This is a genomic window from Sorangium sp. So ce117 (genome assembly GCF_051524395.1).
In the GTDB taxonomy this organism is placed as follows: domain Bacteria; phylum Myxococcota_A; class Polyangia; order Polyangiales; family Polyangiaceae; genus Sorangium; species Sorangium cellulosum_B.
Genome location: NZ_CP150309.1, coordinates 8,864,612 through 8,883,165 on the forward strand (window position 1 = coordinate 8,864,612; position 18,554 = coordinate 8,883,165).

The following is an 18,554-nucleotide window of genomic DNA, read 5'->3' on the forward strand; positions in this document are numbered from 1 at the left end:
ATCCCGCCCAGCCTGAGGAGCCTGCCGAGCTCCTCGGGGAGCCCCCCACTCCACAAAAAACGGACGCAAAAGCTGCCGAGCACGTACGGCTGGCTGGAGGTAGTGAAGCACTCCCGCGACATCAGCAGAGTCCAATCGCTAACCCCTGCCGAGCACGATCAAGGATTGAAGATGTCCTGAGCCTTCTTCTTCTTTGCCTCGGCGCATTTGCTGTTATCTGCCCGAATTTTATTGTTTTCCACCGAAACCATCACACGAGACTTAAAGGGATCCTCACTCGAACCTATTCCACGCTGAGAGTAGACAACACTAACACTCGCCTCTACCCAGGGGACAATTTTCCCGAATAGCCACTCAGCATACCAATAATCTCTACCCGCACCATGCTTATAACTATTCGGAGCACCACCAATCTGCCCCTCGACAGACTTTTCTAATTCGTAGAACTTAGACTGATCGGAGTCTTTTAGATGGACTGCAAAATACCATATCACTGGAGCAACGCCGCATTCAGCAACACCAACTCTTAAATAGTAGAACCCAGATTTGTGCACAAGGCTATACACCGATCGCAAGTCATCATCAGAAACCTTGTCGTAAACGCTGTAATCTCGATCATTTAGGATTTTTGCAGCCGGCATCCCGGGCTTGTAGCCCTTTATCGCAATCAGGTTCCCTATTGGGTTGGACTTCTCGGGCTCGGCCATGCTCTTTGCAGGCCACCCAAACACTATGAGACACACGGTCAACAGCACTACTGAGACAAATTTGCTTCCCTTCATCATTGCCCTCATTCCGTCGACACTATCAGCATCTTGCGTAAAGGCATTAGAGGCCGAAGACTAACACGACTCAGAAGGCGAGCGAAACCACGGAGAAGAGGACAGCGTCGCTCAATTGCACACATGAACGGACATACTGCTAGCACGTTCATGTGTTTGCACCCCCTGACGCCTATCAACGCCTACCGCCGCTATCAAGGGAGCGATTCGACCGTGGCTCTTGGTCGGCCTCGCTTCCCCAGCGACCTTGCCACCGTCCTGCCCCTTTGGGTCGACGGCGAGACCGTCCCAGCCGGACGCGACAGTGTGGGCGTAGCCTTCGAGATGCGTGGTCTTCACGTGCGACATGGACGGATCTCCTGGCGGTTAGGATTTGCTTCTGGCTGATGGTCGACCCAGGAGGGCTTCCAGTTGCGTCCCCTCCGACGCCCGGCTGGCTTGATCCCCCGCCGGAGGTGAGCGTAGCCTCGACCTGCACGCCTCCATGACCACGCAGCCTCCTACCGATGGGTCCGTCGACGTCGCCATCGTGATCGAGCGGAAGGCTAGATGTGCCGCCTTTCGCGTAACCTGGCCGCGGGGTATGCGAGGGGCCTTCATAGGATAAACATTCCTCGGGTGATATATGGTTATCTGTTCTCAATACCGTATCGGCGTCGGAGTCGCAGCAACGTTCGCATTGCAGACGGCTGGATGTTGGTCCTCTGTTGAGCATGTTTCGCACTCACGCAACGTCGGCCTGCTGCCATATATACGAGTTGAGCGCGGCAGCGCAGAGACGACCGATTTCAAGCTAAGCTCGGCGCCCGCAACCAGCATCATTGCATTGCATGTGGAACGATTCACAGAATGCACAACTACGACGATTGGGCGATACCAGACTGTTCGCACCGATCAATGGATCGGAGAAAACATCACTCGATCTATCATTGCAGGGTCCGCTGGAGTTTTGGCAGGGGGAGGATACGCAGCGATCGCGCTGGATGACAAAGACCATGTCGAAAAGAATACAGGACCTATTATCGTGGGCGGTGTTGCTGCTGCGGCAGGGTTAATCTTGCTTACCCGAGGAATCTATCATGCATCGATCGAAGGAACCGAGAGAAGCACGTCGAACGTGCAGCAAGGTCGGACTATCGTCGCGAGGAACGCGTTCTGTGATCGTGGACCCGTAGCAGGTGAAGAGTTTACGCTCATGCTAGAAACAAACGGAGGCGCACGATCTGTTCCACTGGGAGCAACAAATCAGAATGGGCGACTTGAGTTAGACATTCAAGCTACACTAGCGAATGAATTTGCCAATTGGCCGAACACGGAACAGCTTGTGTCTCAAAACGCAACGATTGTTTATGCCAATGACAATTCGAAGGTTGTCAGCGCACTCGACTTGGCTAAGTATCCGGCGTCCGCGTACGCCCAGCATGTTAAATTTACTCTGAGTGCTCCACAAAGGAGACAAGCGGAGGAGCTAGCCCGGATTCGTCAAGAGGAACTCGCATCGCTGCGGGCCGACGAGGCATCGTTCTTGAACAAGGGCCTATTGATAAAGTCAAGGATCGTTCGGCGCGTGGACGACACTCGTCATTGCGTAAATATCTTAGGTCGCGTTCCGTGTGAAGCGGTGGGCGCCGAGCGTCGAGGAGATGTAGAGGTGACGCACGCTGGTTCCGTAACTATAACGAACCAGTCAAATGATGACATTATTGGTCTCGTACGATTATTCGACCCCGAGCAGCGCATATTTGAGGCTTACGGGCGAACGATCGAGCTTGAGCCAAGAACCACCAAGACGATTGACGTTTCTAATACGGCGTGGCGATATTACAACGCAAATGCAGAGAGCATGTACTATTTACGGGTTCTCGTGTCCGTGATTTCGCGCAGAGGAATTGATTGCACTGTAAAAGAAGGAAGCACAAAGAGCGAGTCATTAGGTAGATACGAATTTGTTGAGGGAGAAAAGACAGGCAAGGTCCGGGAGTAGTTCGCGTGTCCACGCCCAAATTAAGGACTGTTGCAAGAGTAGTTACACAACTTCGTCACGAGTGGTTCACCGGGAACCCACCGCTGGCAGCCAAGACCGCCGCCCGTATTCTCCACGATCCCAAACCGCACGGACAGGGGTTGATGGCGGCCACCAGGATCGGTGTTGACGCTCAGGCTGGCTGATGGTCCACCGAGCAGGCCGCTTGATGGCCATCGCGGGCGGGCGCGGTTGGGGTCAAGGAGAGCGATGGCCATCGCTCGGACGGGCGCCGCAGGGCGGCTCGCCATGGCCATCATCGTTCGTGGCCGTCGGCGCCGGCAAGGTGTTCCCTTCGCTAGCGCCGAGGGGGGCGCCCGTCGTGTCGGTCGGTGTCGGCTACCGTCCGTACCCAGGTCGCCGAATATCCGTTCGGCAGAGCGCATCCTGACGTCGAGCAGGCCAGGGACATAGGCTTGCCGTGCGATGCGAGAGCGACGGCAGGGCACCGGCAATGGCGGCGATACCGGACTGACGGATCCCGAGGCGACGCCAGCGAAGCACGGGACCGGTGACGCTGGTGCGGGTACCGCCCATCGTGATCACGCGGATCGCGCCGATCGTGCCGCCGGGAGACGCGACGATCTTAGGGGTGAAGGGGGCGAGAGAGCGGCTGCAGCGGCTCGGGTGGAAGGGCGCCTGACCGGGAGGGCGCGGGGCGCCTCGCCCGATCCAGCGCTCAAGAAGCGCTCGACTTCACGCTCGCCCCCCGGCGTCCGTTCGCCTTGATCGGCGCGGCGCGGAAGGCGCGGCGGTACGCCTGCGGGCTCGTGGTCACGAGCCGCTGGAAGTGCTCGCGAAAGGCGGTCGGCGAGCCGAACCCGACCCTCGCCGCGATCGACTCCACCGAGTGCCCCGTCGTTTCGAGCAGCTGCTGCGCGCGGCGCACGCGGGCCCGGAGCAGCCATTGGAGCGGCGTGGTGCCGGTCTGCTCGCGGAAGCGGCGGCTCAGCGTGCGCACGCTGAGGGCCGCGCGCCGCGCGATGTCCTCGAGCGTGAGCGGCTTGTCGAGGCTCTCCTCGATCCACCGCAGCAGCGGCTCGAGCGACGAGCCGTCCGGCGCGGGCGGCTCGTGGAGGATGAACTGCGACTGCCCCCCGTCACGCTCGAGCGGCATCACCGAGAGCCGCGCTGTATCCGCGGCCACGGCCGAGCCGTAGTCGAGCCGCACCATGTGGAGGCAGAGGTCGAGCGCCGCCGCGGCGCCCGCCGATGTCAGAAACTGCCCCTCATCCACGTAGAGCACCTTGGGGTCGACGCGAATGGCCGGGTGGCGGCGCGCGAGCTCGTCCGTCGCGAGCCAGTGGGTCGTGGCGCGGCGCCCGTCGAGCAGCCCGGTCGCGGCGAGGATGAACGCCCCGGTGCAGATGGAGGCGACGCGGGCGCCCGAGGCCGCCGCGGCGCGGACCGCGTGCAAGAGCGCCTCCGGGACCACGACGCTCGCCTCGGCGACGCCCGGAAGGATGATGGTGTCCGCTCGCGTCAGCTCGTCGAGGCCGCAGCGCACCCGGAGATCGAACGCTCCGGCGCTCACCTCGCGCGTCACCCCGCAAACACGGACTTGATACCCGGCCCGACCCCCGGGCAGCCGGACACGCCCGAACACCTCGCAGGGCGTCGACAGGTCGAAGGGGACGACCCCGTCCATCGCGACCACAGCCACGGCATGCATGGCTGAAAGATGCTTGATCATCCACTTCATGCCAACGGTTTTATGATCCGGCGCGGGTCCGGGACGTCGGGCTGGCCAGAAGTCGTCGAAGATTGGCACGAACGCCCCTCGCGGTACCGTCCCGGCGGTGCCATATCCCGGCCGTGCCAACTGCCGAGCGATGACGGCTCGATGCCACTGGCATCCGTGTCATCCCCTCGTTTGCGAGCCCCTCCGACCGTCTCACGTCTAAGAGCCGTCGTGGTCATCCCGAGAAGGCGAACCGTGAAGAGCGCCTCGCGCCGCGCCATGGAGCCCCCCGCATGCCCGCCTACCAGATTCTACGGTTGATCAAGTTCTTGGGCGTCATCCTGTACGCGGGCGGCCTCATTGGCAGCTTCGTCGCCACGGTGCACGCCGATCGCAAGCGCGCCGTCCACGCCGTGGCCTCTCCAGGGCTGGTCGTCACGTGGATCGCGGGATACCTGATGACCACGCAGCTGCAGATTCCTTTGATGGAGCTCTGGGTCATCGCAGGGCTCGTCCTGTCGCTGGTCTCGCAGCTCGCCCTCGTTCACAGCGTCGCGCGCGGCCGGCGCACGCTCGGCGCGTTCGTCTCGACCTTTGCCCCTCTCTTCGTGGTGCTGCTGATGATGGTCTTTCGGCCCACCTGGTCTGACGTCCGATCATGAGCGCGCTTCGCACCCTGCGCGTCGTCGGCTTCCTGGAAGGGCTGTCGTTCCTGGTCCTCCTCACCGTCGCGATGCCGCTCAAGTACATCTTCGGCCTGCCGATCGCGGTCCGGATCGCCGGCAGCGCCCACGGGCTCTTCTTTCTCCTCTTCGTCTCCGCGCTGTTTCGCGCGGCCACCGAGCGCGACTGGCCGCGTCGCCGTTCACTCATGGCGCTCCTCGCGTCGCTCGTACCGGGCGGGACCTTCGCGCTGGATCGGAGGTTGAAGCGCGAGATCGAGGGCGACGCGGGGACCGCGCCCCATGGCTGACGCCACGGCATCGGGCCTTTTGACGATGGCTGCGCGCGGCGAGCGGCCGCCGCGGCCTGCGCGTCGGCGCCGAGTCGCCCGCCGCGAGCGCGCGCCCAGCCGGGGCTAGCGGCCGCGCCGGGTGCGCTCGGCGGCAAGGTTGATGACGCCGGCCGCATCGTGAGCGGCCGGGGTGTGGCGCCCCGTTCACGCATCGCGCCTCGCGCTGCGATTTGGACGGAAAATCCGCATGGATCGGGGAGGTACGAGCTTTGCTCTTACCGCCGTTATGAGGCACTGCTTTCGTTCGCTGGTTCTCGTGGGGGCTCCTTTCATCTTCGTCGCGGGCTGCGGCGGATCGGACGGCGACACGTTCGCCGAGCCCACCGAGGCGCCGGCAACCCCGTCGACTCCGGCGGAGGTAGACACCACCTATGAACAGATCGGGCGCGGCTGCGGCGACGACGGCTCCCTCGTTCGCTCGCTGGCGCACGTCCCCGCGCTCACCACCAACAACCTCTGGATCGCCCCAGACAACGACGCCGCCGGCCTGGCCGCGTCCAAGGACGACAATGGCTGGGGAGAGAGCGTGGGCGTCTACGAGCTCGGGTTCGAGTCGACCGGGGACAACATGGAGAGCCACTCCGCCGAGCAGGCCGCACGATGCGACGCGGTCAGCGAGATCTTCGACCCCATCGGGGACGGCGCGCGGCACCGCTTCCTCAACGTCCTCGTCTACGCCGGCGATCACCCGCACGCCGACGCGATGCCCGCCGAGGGTCTCCCCGCCACGGTCGAGGCGCCGGTCCGCCTGAAGGGTTATCTGGACGTGGCCACGGGCACGCGCGAGGAGGTCGAAGACGGCGTCGTGTACCGGGACGCGCAGCACCAGTACCTGCCCATCTACGTTCGCTGCGACGAGCCCATGAAAATCACCTATGAGGAGCGCCTGTTTTCGCGCGAGGAGGCCGAGGCGCTGAAGATCGACACCCGCATCTGTCGCTCCGTCGCCGAGGACGGCTACGGCTGCCTCTCCGAGCGCCCGCTGCCGATCGAGGGTGCGTGCACGTTCGTGGCGGCCGACGCGAAGTACGTGACGACGAGCGGCGAAGAGCACAACATATCGCTCGGTGGCCGCATCGAGCGCGGCGAACAACTCAGCTACAAGATCACGGTCGACCGCTTCGCCTTCCACTGAACGAGGGTCCTTTGTCTGCGAGGCAAAGACGCGCACCGGGGCCGTCGATGCCGGCCGCCGCTGGATCAACCAGGGAGCGCGGCGGTCAGGTCCAGCTCGACCAGCTGACCGGTGAAGCCGAGCGAAGCGACCCCGAGCAGGGTGCTGGCCGTACCGAAGGCCGGGCCGAGCGCCGAGTCGTTCAGTCGCTGCCACACCGCGCCCAGCACCTGGTCGTCGTCGCTGACCACGTAAATCACCGAGCGCACCACGTCGGCGGGCTGCGCCCCGGCCGCCTTCAGGACGGTCAGCGCGTTCGCTGCCACCTGGTCGGCCTGCGCGAGGTAGTCGCCCGCGCCGACAACGTTGCCGTCGAGGTCGAGTGGGCACTGGCCGGCGAGGAAGGCCAGCCGACCGGCCTCGACGATCGTGACGTGGTGATAACCGGGAGTTTGGTGGACGTCGGGCGGGTTGATCTTCACCAGGCGCATTGAGAGGGAAGGAAAAGCAAAGCAATTCGAGGATGTCAACGGCCGTGCGCGCTATTGGCTGTGAAGGCGCACGAGGAGCTCAGGGTAACCGATCACGCAGGTTCCACGTCGAGCCCCAGATCGCCGAGCGGCATACGCGGCCGCGGCGAGGAGGAGAAGGCCGCCGAGGACGGCGGCAGCGCGTCTCGGAGGCGATGCATCTCGCGCGACCTACGACGCTGACCCGAGCCCGAGCGTCTGCTGGATCATCGCTTCGATGGCCTCGAACGGCTGCGCGCGGCGAGCTGCCGCCACGGCCTGCGCGTCGGCGCCGACGGGTTGCTGGAACGGCGTCTCCGGTTCGTGCACCGCGCGCCAGATGGCCTCGATGACGAGACTTTCGTCCGGCGCCGGCGCGGCCTTCTGGAACGAGCTCATCGCCGACGCGAAGGCGTCCATGTGGGCCTGGTAAGGAGAGCCGAAGTGCCGCGCCGATCCCAGAGCCTTGCGCAAGATCTCCGTCGTTGGAAAGGCGCCGGGCTCCACGACCCGCACGCGGACGCCGAACGGCTTGGTTTCATGGTAGAGGGCTTCGGACATGCCCACGAGCGCAAATTTGGTCGCGGCGTAGATGCCATCCCCCGGCAATCCGAGGAAACCGGCGACTGAAGACACATTGACGATCACCCCCTGTCTTCGGGCGCGCATCGAGGGCAGCACCGCCCTGCTCATCCGCAGCGGACCGAAGAAGTTCGTCTCGAACATGCGATATGCCTGGGCGTCCGACGTCTCCTCGACCGTGGCGTGCAGGAAGATCGCCGCGTTGTTGACCAGCGCGTCGAGCGGGCCTGCCGCCAGCACCTGGGTGACACCGCGCTCGACTGCCACGTCGTCGGTGACATCGATCACGACCGGCGTCACGCCGAGCTCCCTCAATACGCCGACGGTTCTTCCGCTCAAGTCACGCACGCCGGCGAACACCTCGTCCCCACGAGCTCGGAACGTCTTGGCGGCCTCGAAGCCAAACCCGCTGCTGCACCCGGTAATCAATACCCTTGCCATAGGATTCCTTTCTCATCGTGACCGGCATTGTCCAGCCAGCCGCCGACGGTCTGACACCCCTCGAAGCTGAATCAGAAGCAAGCCCGCGCCGCCGCGCCCCAGATGCCATGGAGGGTCTCATGCGCTGGCGTCGCGCGATGGTGAGCGTCCGCCGCCACGTCTGACGTGGCCGCCTTGGCGAAGCGGTTCGGCAAGGTCGATCCAAACGGAAGCTGTAGAGGCGCGCTGAGCACCTCTCGGATCGCAGGATCGTGGAGCGATCAAGCACCGGAACGCGGCGGGGAGCAGCTACCCAGGGACAATAGCCTCTCAGTGGCACTTGTCAAGAAGGCGCGTTTCTTCTCGCGAGCGCTCCTCGCGGGCCGACGAACCGGGGGGGGCGCGCCTCAGGAGGAGACGACCGAGCCGGCGCTCATTGAGGCGAGGAGCCGCTCCCACCGCGGCCGAACTCGCGCGCGAGCGTCTGGAAGGCCTCGTCCACGAGCTCTGGCAGGTCCTCGGTGGCTCCGCGCGCGATCCACGCGTCCATCGCGGATTGCACGACCGCCATCGCGCAGCTCGCCAGCACGCGCGGCGCGAGATCATGCCGCGCGTCCAGGCCCATGCGCTCGGCCAGCGGCTCGCAGATCTCCTCCCCGCAGTGTCCCAGCCGCTCGCGCTGCCTCGCGCGGATCGCCGGCGTCCGCGCGACGAACTGCTGGATCAGGGCGAAGCGGGGCAGATCCCCCTCGTGGAACTTCACGATCGTCTTGACGGCGTTCCGCAGCGCCACGACGGGCGGCTCGCTCCGCGGGCGCGCCCGCACCGCCTCGCGCGCCGCCTCGATGAACTGGTCCATCCACGCGATCACGAGGTCTTCCTTCGACTCGAAGTAGCGGAAGAACGTCCTCCGCGAGACCTCGACCACCCCGAGCACGTCATCGAGGGTCGTCTGCTCGTAGCCGTTCTTCAGGAAGAGCTCGATCGCGGTCTCGATGATCTGCGCGCGCGTGCGCTCCTTCTTGCGTTCCCTGAGCCCCGAGGGGCCGGCCTCCTTCATGCGGGCCAAGGTACCACGCACACGCCTCGGGTGCTCCTCCCTGAAGGCCGCGGAGCGTCGCGACCGTAGTCGCGGGAATACGGAGGTTGGCCGCGGAGCCTCGCCGTCTACATGCTATAACCCGCCGCCAGGCCCTGCGACGCAGCTGATCGCGACGTTGACCGGACATGGAGTGAATCGAGGGGACGAATGAACGGAGGAGACCAGAGCGCGAGGGCCGTCGGAGCGATCGTAGACTCTGGCGCGCTCGCCAACGCAGCAATGATGGTCTGGCGCGACGGCGAGGTGGTTCAGCGCGCGTCTGTTGGGTGGCGAGACCTGGAGGCCAAGCTGCCCCTCGAGCATGACAGCCTGTTCCGCATCGCGTCGATGACGAAGCCGATCACCTCGACGGCGGCGCTCATGCTGTTCGAGGAGGGGCGCTTCGCGCTGACCGATCCGATCGCTCGCTGGGCACCGGAGTTCAGCGACATGCGCGTCCTGCGCTCTCCCACGGGCCCGCTCGACGAGACCGACCCGGCAGAACGACTGATCACCTTCGAGGATCTGCTGACGCACCGCTCGGGACTGACCTACGGGGCTTTACAACGTGGACCCATCGCGGAGGCCTATGGGGAGGCGCTGGGAGGCGATATCGACAGCCACGTGGCGCCCGACGACTGGATCACGCGGCTGGCTGCCTTGCCGTTGCTCGACCAGCCGGGGGCCACCCTTCACTATGGTCACTCGACCGATCTCCTCGGGTTGCTCATTGCGCGCATCGAGGACGCGCCGCTCGGCGACGTGCTCAAGCGCCGGATCTTCGATCCGCTGGGCATGGCCGACACCAGCTTCATCGTGCCACGTGAGAAGCGGAACCGGCGGGTCAAGAACTACGGGTTCGATGGTTCGGGCCGCCTCTACGCGCGCCTCACCTGTCCAGGCGACTCGACGGTTCCTGAACGGCCTGATGACATGGACTATGTCTCCGGCGGCCAGGGGCTCTGGTCGACGCTGGACGACTATCTCGCGTTCGCGCGCATCTTCCTGGGAGCAGGCGCCGTGGATGGCGTGCGTATCTTGCGGCCCGAAACTCTCGTCTTGATGACCTCCAACCGCCTCACGGAGCAGCAGCGCGCCACGGCTGAAGTGGGAGGCATGCCGCTCTTCCGGGGCGGTCACGGGTTCGGGATGGGCGTCGCCGTGGTGCTCGATCCGAAGAAGGCCGAGCCCACGGTGTGTGGGGGCCGCGAGGGCGCGGTCGGTTGGCCAGGCGGCTTCGGAGGCTGGTGGCGCGCGGACGCCGACGACGACTCGGTGCTGATCTTTCTGGCACATAACATGGTCGAGCGGGACCAGCTCAGCAGAGGCATCGGCCTGGGAGTCTACGAAGCCATCACCCGGTTCCAGGCCCTGGCGCCGGCCGACGACCGCTGACGACCTCGCTCGGCGAGCGGCGCCAGGCCGCGCCCCTGGAGCTGCCGGAGCAGGGCGCGAAGATTTTTTTCGAGCGACCGATGAGTTCTCCGCGGGCGGGGGGTCCATGAGCAAAAGGAGGACAAATTCATGTCCCACAAGCTCTTCGTCAGCCTGCCCATCAAGAACCTCGATCGCACCGTGGCGTTCTTCAAGGCCCTCGGCTTCACGTTCAACCCGAAGGTCACGGGCGAGCAGGCCGCCTGCATGCTCATCGGCGAGCACGCCTACGCGATGCTGCTCGTCGAGCCGTTCTTCAAGACGTTCACCAAGAAGGAGATCTGCGACACCGCGACGCACGTGGAGGGGGCCTTCGGGCTCTCGTGCGAGAGCCGTGCCGAGGTGGACGCGATGGTGGCGAAGGTGCTCGCCGGCGGCGGCAAGGAGGCGGGGCCGCCGGAGGACCACGGGTTCATGTACACCCGGAGCTTCGAGGACCTCGACGGGCACCACTGGGAGGTGGTGTGGATGGATCCGAAGGCCGGGGAGTAAGCCGCACGGATCTCGGCGGAGGAGAAGACACTCCCCGCGTTCATGCGCCCCTCCACGTACCAGGAGAGCTGGCTGCTTCGCAGGACCATGCCTCGCTGCTCCGACGCGCCCAGCCAGCGCGATCCGCGCGCTTGACAATCAATAAGCCGCGGCTTATAAGTCGTGGATGCAGAGCGCGGCCGTGGTCGAAGACAAGATCTTCCAGGCGCTGGCAGACCCCAGCCGCCGGGCGATCTTCGAGTCGCTCACGCGCGGCGAAGCGGCCGTGAAGGACCTCACGGCGCGCTTCGACATCTCGCAGCCGGCGATCTCGCAGCACCTCGCCACGTTGAAGGACGCCGGCCTCGTGAGCGGCCGGCGCGAGGGGCGCTGTGTCTACTACCGGGTGGAGCCGCGCGGACTGAAGCCGCTCGTCGACTGGATCACGCACTACCGCGCCTTCTGGACAGAGCGCGTCGATCGCCTCGAACAACTGCTGGAGAAAATGGACGAATGAACCCCACCGACACGACCGCAGAATCGCAGACCGAATCCATTTCGTTCGAGTTCGATCTGAAGCACTCGCCGGAGAAGGTGTGGCGCGCGCTCACCGAACCGGCGCTGCTCGCGGAGTGGCTCCTGCCCACCATCGGCCTCCAGCTCGAGCCGGGGGCGGCGTTCACGCTCAAGACGCAGCCGTACCCCGGCTGGGACGGCACCGTGAATTGCCGGTTCGTCGAGATCGAGGCACGTCGGAAGCTCAGCTACACGTGGAGCGTCCCCTTCCTGGAGACCGTCGTGACCTTCACGCTCACGCCCACGGCGTCGGGCACGCGCCTGTCCCTCGTGCAGTCGGGCTTCAAGCCGGACCAGAAGCAGAACTTCGGCGGCGCGCGCTACGGCTGGAAGATGATGGGCGGGAAGCTCGTCGACCTGCTCGAGAGGGTCTCATGAGCCGGGCGAGGCTCGTGGCCTACTGGGTGACCACAGGCCTGGTCGTGTCGTCCATGGTCTCGGGCGGCGTGGCCCACGTCCTCCACGCGCCGGCGAGCGTCGACGGCTTCGTGCGCCTCGGCTATCCGCTGCACTTCGTCACGCTCCTCGGCATCTGGAAGCTCCTCGGCGCGCTCGCGCTGCTGGCGCCGAGATTCCCGCGCTTGAAGGAGTGGGCGTATGCGGGCCTCGTGTTCGACCTCACCGGCGCCGCCTTCGCCTGGGCCGCCGTCGGCGCCAGCGACTCGATGAGCAACGCTGGCCACATCATCGCGCCGCTCGTGGTCCTCGCGCTTGCGGTGACGTCGTGGGCGCTGCGACCGGACTCGCGCAAAATGCCGGAACCCCTTCACAGACCGTCGGTGTTGATGACATGATCGCGAACATGGCCTCCTCCAAGCAGCACGCCGCAGACAGACAGCACGCCGCAGACAGCCACGATCTGATCCGCGTCCAGGGCGCCCGGGAAAACAACCTCAAGGACGTCAGCGTCGAGATCCCCAAGCGGCGACTTACGGTGTTCACCGGCGTCTCGGGATCGGGCAAGTCGTCGCTGGTGTTCGGCACCATCGCGGCGGAGTCGCAGCGGCTGATCAACGAGACCTACAGCGCGTTCGTGCAGGGGTTCATGCCGACGCTCGCCCGGCCCGAGGTCGACGTGCTGGAAGGGCTGACGACCGCGATCATCGTCGACCAGGAGCGGATGGGCGCCAACTCCCGCTCGACGGTCGGCACCGCGACCGACGCCAACGCGATGCTGCGGGTGCTGTGGAGCCGCCTCGGCAAGCCGCACATCGGCTCGTCCAACGCCTTCTCCTTCAACGTCCCGTCGGTCCGCGGGGTCGGGGCGATCTCGATCGAGAAGGCCGGCGGGAAGAAGACCGAGAAGCGCGAGTTCGTGGTCAACGGAGGCATGTGCCCGAAATGCGAGGGCATGGGATCGGTCTCCGACTTCGACCTGTCCCAGCTCTACGATGACAGCAAGTCGCTCAACGAGGGTGCGCTCACCATCCCCGGGTACTCGATGGATGGATGGTACGGGCGCATCTTCAACGGCTGCGGCTTCTTCGACGCGAACAAGCCGATCCGCAAGTTCACGAAGAAGGAGCTCCACGACCTGCTCCACAAGGAGCCGACCAAGATCAAGGTCGAAGGCATCAACCTGACCTACGAAGGGCTGATCCCGAAGATCCAGAAGTCGATGCTGTCCAAGGACGTCGACGCGATGCAGCCCCACATCCGGGCGTTCGTGGAGCGCGCGATCAAGTTCTCCACCTGCCCCGAGTGCGGCGGCACGCGGCTCAGCGAGGCTGCCCGGTCCTCGAAGATCAAGGGGATCAACATCGCCGACGCCTGCGCGATGCAGATCAACGACCTGGCCAGGTGGGTGCGCGATCTGAACGAGCCGTCCGTCAAGCCGCTGCTGGCGACGCTGCGGCACACGCTCGACTCGTTCGTCGAGATCGGGCTGGGCTACCTCAGCCTCGACCGGCCGTCGGGCACGCTGTCGGGCGGCGAGGCGCAGCGCACCAAGATGATTGGCCACCTCGGGTCGTCGCTCACCGACGTCACCTACGTCTTCGACGAGCCGACGGTGGGGCTGCACCCCCACGACATCCAGCGGATGAACGAGCTTCTGCTGCGGCTGCGCGACAAGGGCAATACCGTCCTCGTGGTCGAGCACAAGCCGGAGACGATCGCGATCGCCGACCATGTCGTCGACCTGGGCCCGGGCGCCGGCACCTCCGGCGGCGAGGTGGTCTTCACGGGCACCGTCGACGGGCTGCGGGCGAGCGGCACGCTCACCGGGCGTCACCTGAGCGACCGGGTCTCCCTGAAGCGGTCGGTGCGGAAGCCGTCGGGAGTGATGAAGGTGCGCGGCGCCCGCGCGCACAACCTGAAGAACGTCGACGTCGACATCCCGCTCGGCGTGCTGGTGGTGGTGACCGGCGTGGCGGGGTCGGGCAAGAGCTCGCTGATCCACGGCTCGGTGTCTGGCCGTGATGGGGTGGTGTCGGTCGACCAGACCCCGATCCGTGGCTCGCGGCGGAGCAACCCGGCGACGTACACCGATCTGCTGGAGCCGATCCGCAAGGCGTTCGCGAAGGCCAATGGCGTGAAGCCAGCGCTGTTCAGCGCCAACTCCGAGGGGGCCTGTCCGACCTGCAACGGCGCCGGGGTGATCTACACCGACCTGGCGATGATGGCCGGCGTCACCACGGTGTGCGAGGACTGCGAGGGCCGGAGGTTCCAGGCGTCTGTCCTGGAGTACCGCCTCGGCAAGCTCAACATCGCCGAGGTGCTCGATCTGTCGGTCGCAGAGGCGGTCGGCTTCTTCGGCGCTGGCAAGGCGCATACGCCGGCCGCGCACGCGATCCTGCAGCGCATGGCCGACGTGGGGCTCGGTTACCTGCGGCTCGGCCAGCCGCTCACCACGCTGTCGGGTGGCGAGCGGCAGCGGCTCAAGCTCGCGACAAACATGGGCGCCGACGGCGGCGTCTACGTGCTCGACGAGCCGACAACCGGGCTGCACCTGGCCGACCTCGAGCAGCTGCTCGGGCTGCTGGACCGGCTCGTCGACTCCGGCAAGTCGGTCATCGTGATCGAGCACCACCAGGCGGTGATGGCGCACGCCGACTGGATCATCGACCTCGGGCCGGGCGCGGGCCACGACGGCGGGCGGATCGTGTTCGAAGGCACCCCGGCCGACCTGGTGGCCGCGAAGTCGACGCTGACCGGCGAGCACCTGGCGGCGTTCGTCGGAAGCCAGCCGAAGGCTGCCGCGTCTCGCCAAGCTCGCTGAGCAAACCCGCGTTTTCCCGTGGGAGCTTGACGTGCTACAATGCGTGCATGTCGTTCGCTCCGGACATTCTGGTCACCTCCCGCGACGGAACGAGCCGCTCGCTCGTCGTCGAGGTGAAGCTGTCGATCCGCGATCTCCAGACGTCGGAACAACAGCTCAAGGCGTACATGGTGCGCCATGGCTACGCTACCGGGATGATCGTCACGCCGGACGCAGTGCGCATCTACCGCGATACGTTTGCGAGCTACGAGGAAGGATCGGTGGAGCTGGTCGGGGCGTTCTCGACGGCGGGCGTCTTCGAAGCCGGCGTGGCGTCGACAATTCGCGCGATTGAAGAGCCAGGACTGCGCGGGGTTCAGTTCGAGGACGAAGTCCAGCGCTGGCTGGAAGGGCTCACGAATCCATCCAATCTGGCCGCCTTGGCGCCAGATTTGCGTGAGGCCGTCGAGGATCACGTGGTGCCCGCTCTGGAGCAAGGAGAGGTGCGTGCGGCTGGGCCGCGTGCGAGCATGAGGCGCACCGGCACCTGAACGATGCGGCACGTCTTCGTCGAGACCAACTGGGTCGTGGACTATGCCGCGCCTGCGCATCACAAGAAAAAGGCAGCGGTTGATCTCCTCAACCGTGCTGCCGCGGGAGAGCTCGAGCTTCATCTTCCGTCCATTTGCCTGAACGAGGCACGTCGTCCAATCCAGGAGCTCAAGCCTCGGCACGAAGCAGATGCCATTCGCCAGTTTCTGCGCTGGGGCAAGGCGAACGGAAAGATCTCGATCGACGAGGAGGCCACGGCGTTACGGGTGCTCAGCATGTTCGAGAGCAGAGTGAAAGAGGAGCTCAAGCAGCTCGATACGATGCTCACGTCGCTGCGCAAGCACCCAGGGCTCGACGTCTTCGCGCTCGACGACGCCATGCTGGAGCGCGCGATCGAGCTGAGCGGCGGCGAGCTCGAGTTCGTCAAGCCGTTCGACCAGGCGATCCTGGCTGCGGTACTGGTGCGGGCCGAGAGGCTGAAGGCCGCTGGGGCAACAGATCTTTCATTCTGCGAGCTCGACGGGGATCTCCAGCCGTGGGGGAAGAACGGCTTTTCCAAACCAGCATTGACGAAGCTCTACGACGCCGCCGGGATCTGGGTATACGGTGACTTCGATCTTGCTGCGCCAGTGCGCCCCGCGAGCTAGCCAGCGCCTCCGGGCAAGCTCCCGGAACGGCGCACTCCGACGGGATCATCGACGTCGGGCCGGGCGATACGAGCGCGCCGGCCGGGAGCGCGGTGGTTCTCATCCGGCGGACCGCGCCGAGAGCCGCATGCGCCACTCGGCCCAGGCGCGCACCTCCGGCAGCGGATCCGCCGCCAGTCGGGCAACGGCCTCGGCGGGCACCGCAGCGTTGAGCGGCGCGGCGCGGCGCACGTCGGGCTCGGGATCGCGCGCGAGCTCTTCGAGCAGCTCCGGCGGCGCGGCCGCGTTCCACAGCACCGCGCGGCGGACCCAGCGCTCGGGATCGCGCGCGAGCCGTCGCAGGCCCTCCGCAGGCGAGCGCGGGTTGGCCGCGGCGCCGGCGCGCACGTCGTCGTCCTCGTCACGGGAGAGGCGCTCCCAGCTCTCGGCCGACAGCTCGGCACGCTCGGCCGCCGCGGCGCGCACCATCCCCAGCACGTCGCGCGAGAGCCGCTCGATGATGTCGAGCGGCGCGGCGGCGAGGCCGGCGATCCGGCTCCGCGTGTAGCCGTAATCGTCGCGGCTGAGGACCTCGAGCAGATCGCCGGGGAGCCAGGGGTGGAGCGCCATCTCGTACCCTCCGAGCCGATACTGCTCCTCGATGTGCGGGGCGAGGAGCGGCGTCGGGAACGAAGGGTGGGAGTAGACCCCGTATCGTTGCGCCTCGTCGATGGAGGCGTCGAGCGGCAACGGCGGCCCGGAGACACGGCCCGTGTAGCGCCAGCGCCCGAACGCCTCGTGCTTGCCCTCCGGCGCCTGGTAATGAGGGTGCAGCTCGAGAATGGCCCGATCCTCGGGGGGTAGCGCCGCCGCGTAGCACAGGGCGTAGATGACCGACGACGAGGGATCGGCGGTGAGCCGCGCGAGCAGGCCGGGCGGCGCGTTCGGGTGCTCCGCGACCATCACGCGCACGTCTTTCTTCGGATCGCCGGCGAGCTTCTCCAGCAGCGAGGCCTGGAGATCGGGCCGCGCCGCCACCGCCATGCGCACCGCGGCGTCGGCGTCGCGCGCGAGGGCAGCGACGTCCGCGGGATCGAGCGCGGGGGCGAGGGCCACCGCGTGACGCACCACCGGCGATCGGTGCGCGGCGAGAGAGCGGCGCAGATCGGGATCGAGCGCCGGGTGACGGGCCGCCGCGCGGACCAGCCAGAGGGCGAGCGGCGCGTCGATCTCGCGATCCAGGGTGGCGAGCGACGCGAGCGCCCCCGGAGCGGCGCGCGGATGAAGGGCGATGGCCTCCGCTTCGAGGAGAGCGCGCTCGAGTTCCTCCACGCTGTGCAGCGAGCGCGCAGCGCGGCCGAGCAGCCGGCTCAACGTCTCCGTCGACGAGGACGGGTGTCGGGCCACAGCGCGGCGTACGGCATCGGCGGGATCGTCGGCGAGCGCGGCCAGCACGTCGCCTGCGGTCGCGGGGTTCTGCGCCACGTGTTCGCGGACCTCGGCGACCGGGTAGCGCGCCGCGCGCTCCAGGTCCTCGCGCCGCTCGCTTGCGGCGTCCGCGAAGGCCTGGCGATGGACGACACGCCGGAGCTCATCGACCAGGGGATGATGGCGCTCCACGGCCTCGGCCTCGGCGAGCCGCCGCGCGGCCTCCTCGTCCCGCCCCAGGAACACATCGACCAGCCCGCGCGCCGCGAGCGTGTGCGCCTTCGCGCCCGGCGCGACGACCCGCTCGTGCGCGACGAGCGCCTGCCGTTCGGCATCTGCGAGGGCCTGCCCCGCGAGCGCCCGGCGCGCGTGATCGACAATCGCGGACGCGAGCGACATGTCCAGCCAGCCCATGTACCAGCCGCGGAACGAGAGCCCGGTCGGCCCCATCTCTGCATCGCCCTCGGCCGCCGTGAAGTCGCTCCACACCTGGCCGGCCAGATCCCCGGTCACGACGAGGAAATCGAAGTAGCCACAGCCCTTGTCGGAGAGGTAGAGACAGCCGTCGTACGGGTTGTCGCCGGCGGGGATGGGCAGCGGGTTCGGGCGCCCCTCGGCGTCGAGCACCGCCCAGCGCTCGCGAAGCCGGAAGGGCTTGTCCATCTCCGCAGGTCGGCTGAGCGGCGGGCGCCCGCCCGTGCCGGCGGAGACGCGATGGCCGTCGACCGAGGTGATCACGACCTCCACCCGCGGCAGGGCGTCCGGCGTCCAGGCGTCGAGAGGGGCCAGGCCGTAGTCCGGGCCCGCGCCGCCGTCGGCGATGTGAAGGACGAAGTCGCGGTACTCGTCGGGCAAGCGGATCCGGTGCGCGGCCTCGAAGGCGCTGACCTGATCGGTTGAGGCCGGTGGGCGGAGCTCGAGCGACTCGCGCTGTTCTTCGGGGGTGAGCGTGCGCAGCGCGGCGAACTTGGCGCGAGCGTCGGAGATCCAGGTCGACTCCATGGCGCCCACGGTGGCCCGGCGCGCGCGAGGGGTCAACGGATGTGCCGAGCGCCGTGAGA

At 66.5% G+C, this 18,554-nt stretch carries 19 protein-coding genes; 13 read left to right on the top strand and 6 right to left on the bottom strand.

The features are described from left to right. Positions 1-158: 158 nt before the first annotated feature. Positions 159-785, bottom strand: coding sequence for a hypothetical protein (locus WMF46_RS33165; RefSeq protein ID WP_437980860.1), 627 nt, complete (start codon positions 783-785; stop codon positions 159-161). 622 nt (positions 786-1,407) lie between these two features. Between WMF46_RS33165 and WMF46_RS33170 the strand changes: the two genes are divergently transcribed. Next, a complete protein-coding gene (locus tag WMF46_RS33170; RefSeq protein ID WP_437980861.1) occupies positions 1,408-2,766 on the top strand; it encodes a hypothetical protein in 1,359 nt (452 codons plus the stop codon). Positions 2,767-3,316: 550 nt separating this feature from the next. Then, a complete protein-coding gene (locus tag WMF46_RS33175) occupies positions 3,317-3,448 on the top strand; it encodes a hypothetical protein (protein ID WP_437980862.1) in 132 nt (43 codons plus the stop codon). A 36-nt stretch (positions 3,449-3,484) separates the two neighbouring features. On the opposite strand, the gene WMF46_RS33180 is transcribed toward WMF46_RS33175, so the two are convergent. Continuing rightward, entirely contained in the window at positions 3,485-4,477 is a 993-nt protein-coding gene (locus WMF46_RS33180; protein ID WP_437980863.1) for a GlxA family transcriptional regulator, read from the bottom strand. 302 nt (positions 4,478-4,779) lie between these two features. On the opposite strand from WMF46_RS33180, the gene WMF46_RS33185 reads away from it, so the two are divergent. The 3 genes from WMF46_RS33185 (at position 4,780) to WMF46_RS33195 (ending at position 6,636) form a co-directional block, all read left to right on the top strand. After that, the gene (locus tag WMF46_RS33185) at positions 4,780-5,148 is read left to right on the top strand and encodes a hypothetical protein (RefSeq protein WP_437980864.1); all 369 of its coding nucleotides are present in this window, start codon (positions 4,780-4,782) and stop codon (positions 5,146-5,148) included. Next, a complete protein-coding gene (locus WMF46_RS33190) occupies positions 5,145-5,459 on the top strand; it encodes a DUF3817 domain-containing protein (RefSeq protein ID WP_437980865.1) in 315 nt (104 codons plus the stop codon). The genes WMF46_RS33185 and WMF46_RS33190 overlap by 4 nt, the downstream gene beginning before the upstream one ends. A gap of 298 nt (positions 5,460-5,757) precedes the next feature. Further along, positions 5,758-6,636, top strand: a complete 879-nt coding sequence (locus WMF46_RS33195; protein WP_437980866.1) for a hypothetical protein — start codon at positions 5,758-5,760, stop codon at positions 6,634-6,636. A 65-nt stretch (positions 6,637-6,701) separates the two neighbouring features. On the opposite strand, the gene WMF46_RS33200 is transcribed toward WMF46_RS33195, so the two are convergent. The 3 genes from WMF46_RS33200 to WMF46_RS33210 all read right to left on the bottom strand — a co-directional run bounded on the left by WMF46_RS33200 (position 6,702) and on the right by WMF46_RS33210 (position 9,186). Next, positions 6,702-7,106: a RidA family protein gene (locus WMF46_RS33200; protein ID WP_437980867.1), complete on the bottom strand. Its 405-nt coding sequence runs from the start codon at positions 7,104-7,106 to the stop codon at positions 6,702-6,704. 210 nt (positions 7,107-7,316) lie between these two features. After that, entirely contained in the window at positions 7,317-8,147 is an 831-nt protein-coding gene (locus tag WMF46_RS33205; RefSeq protein WP_437980868.1) for an SDR family oxidoreductase, read from the bottom strand. A 412-nt stretch (positions 8,148-8,559) separates the two neighbouring features. Continuing rightward, positions 8,560-9,186 (bottom strand): acyl-CoA-like ligand-binding transcription factor, encoded by a 627-nt coding sequence (locus WMF46_RS33210; protein ID WP_437980869.1) that lies wholly within the window; start codon positions 9,184-9,186, stop codon positions 8,560-8,562. A 189-nt stretch (positions 9,187-9,375) separates the two neighbouring features. Here WMF46_RS33210 and WMF46_RS33215 point away from each other — a divergent pair, with 189 nt between their 5' ends. From WMF46_RS33215 to WMF46_RS33250, 8 genes are all read left to right on the top strand, one after another. Beyond that, positions 9,376-10,602, top strand: coding sequence for a serine hydrolase domain-containing protein (locus tag WMF46_RS33215; RefSeq protein WP_437980870.1), 1,227 nt, complete (start codon positions 9,376-9,378; stop codon positions 10,600-10,602). 129 nt (positions 10,603-10,731) lie between these two features. Next, positions 10,732-11,133 carry a VOC family protein gene (locus tag WMF46_RS33220; protein ID WP_437980871.1) on the top strand — a complete coding sequence of 134 codons (402 nt, stop codon included), beginning with the start codon at positions 10,732-10,734 and terminating at the stop codon, positions 11,131-11,133. A 166-nt stretch (positions 11,134-11,299) separates the two neighbouring features. Beyond that, complete coding sequence (locus WMF46_RS33225; RefSeq protein ID WP_437740608.1) at positions 11,300-11,629, top strand: ArsR/SmtB family transcription factor; 330 nt, start codon at positions 11,300-11,302, stop codon at positions 11,627-11,629. Next, positions 11,626-12,066 carry an SRPBCC family protein gene (locus WMF46_RS33230; protein WP_437980872.1) on the top strand — a complete coding sequence of 147 codons (441 nt, stop codon included), beginning with the start codon at positions 11,626-11,628 and terminating at the stop codon, positions 12,064-12,066. The genes WMF46_RS33225 and WMF46_RS33230 overlap by 4 nt, the downstream gene beginning before the upstream one ends. Further along, on the top strand, positions 12,063-12,482 hold the full coding sequence (locus tag WMF46_RS33235) for a DoxX family protein (RefSeq protein WP_437980873.1): 420 nt from the start codon (positions 12,063-12,065) through the stop codon (positions 12,480-12,482). Before WMF46_RS33230 ends, WMF46_RS33235 begins: the two co-directional genes overlap by 4 nt. 8 nt (positions 12,483-12,490) lie before the next feature. Then, entirely contained in the window at positions 12,491-14,908 is a 2,418-nt protein-coding gene (locus WMF46_RS33240) for an ATP-binding cassette domain-containing protein (RefSeq protein WP_437980874.1), read from the top strand. Positions 14,909-14,955: 47 nt separating this feature from the next. Beyond that, on the top strand, positions 14,956-15,438 hold the full coding sequence (locus tag WMF46_RS33245; protein WP_437980875.1) for a hypothetical protein: 483 nt from the start codon (positions 14,956-14,958) through the stop codon (positions 15,436-15,438). Between the two features lie 3 nt (positions 15,439-15,441). Further along, on the top strand, positions 15,442-16,086 hold the full coding sequence (locus WMF46_RS33250) for a hypothetical protein (protein ID WP_437980876.1): 645 nt from the start codon (positions 15,442-15,444) through the stop codon (positions 16,084-16,086). Between the two features lie 99 nt (positions 16,087-16,185). Here the strand turns inward: WMF46_RS33250 and WMF46_RS33255 are convergent, their stop codons facing one another. After that, a complete protein-coding gene (locus WMF46_RS33255; protein WP_437980877.1) occupies positions 16,186-18,495 on the bottom strand; it encodes a hypothetical protein in 2,310 nt (769 codons plus the stop codon). Between the last annotated feature and the right edge of the window lie 59 nt (positions 18,496-18,554).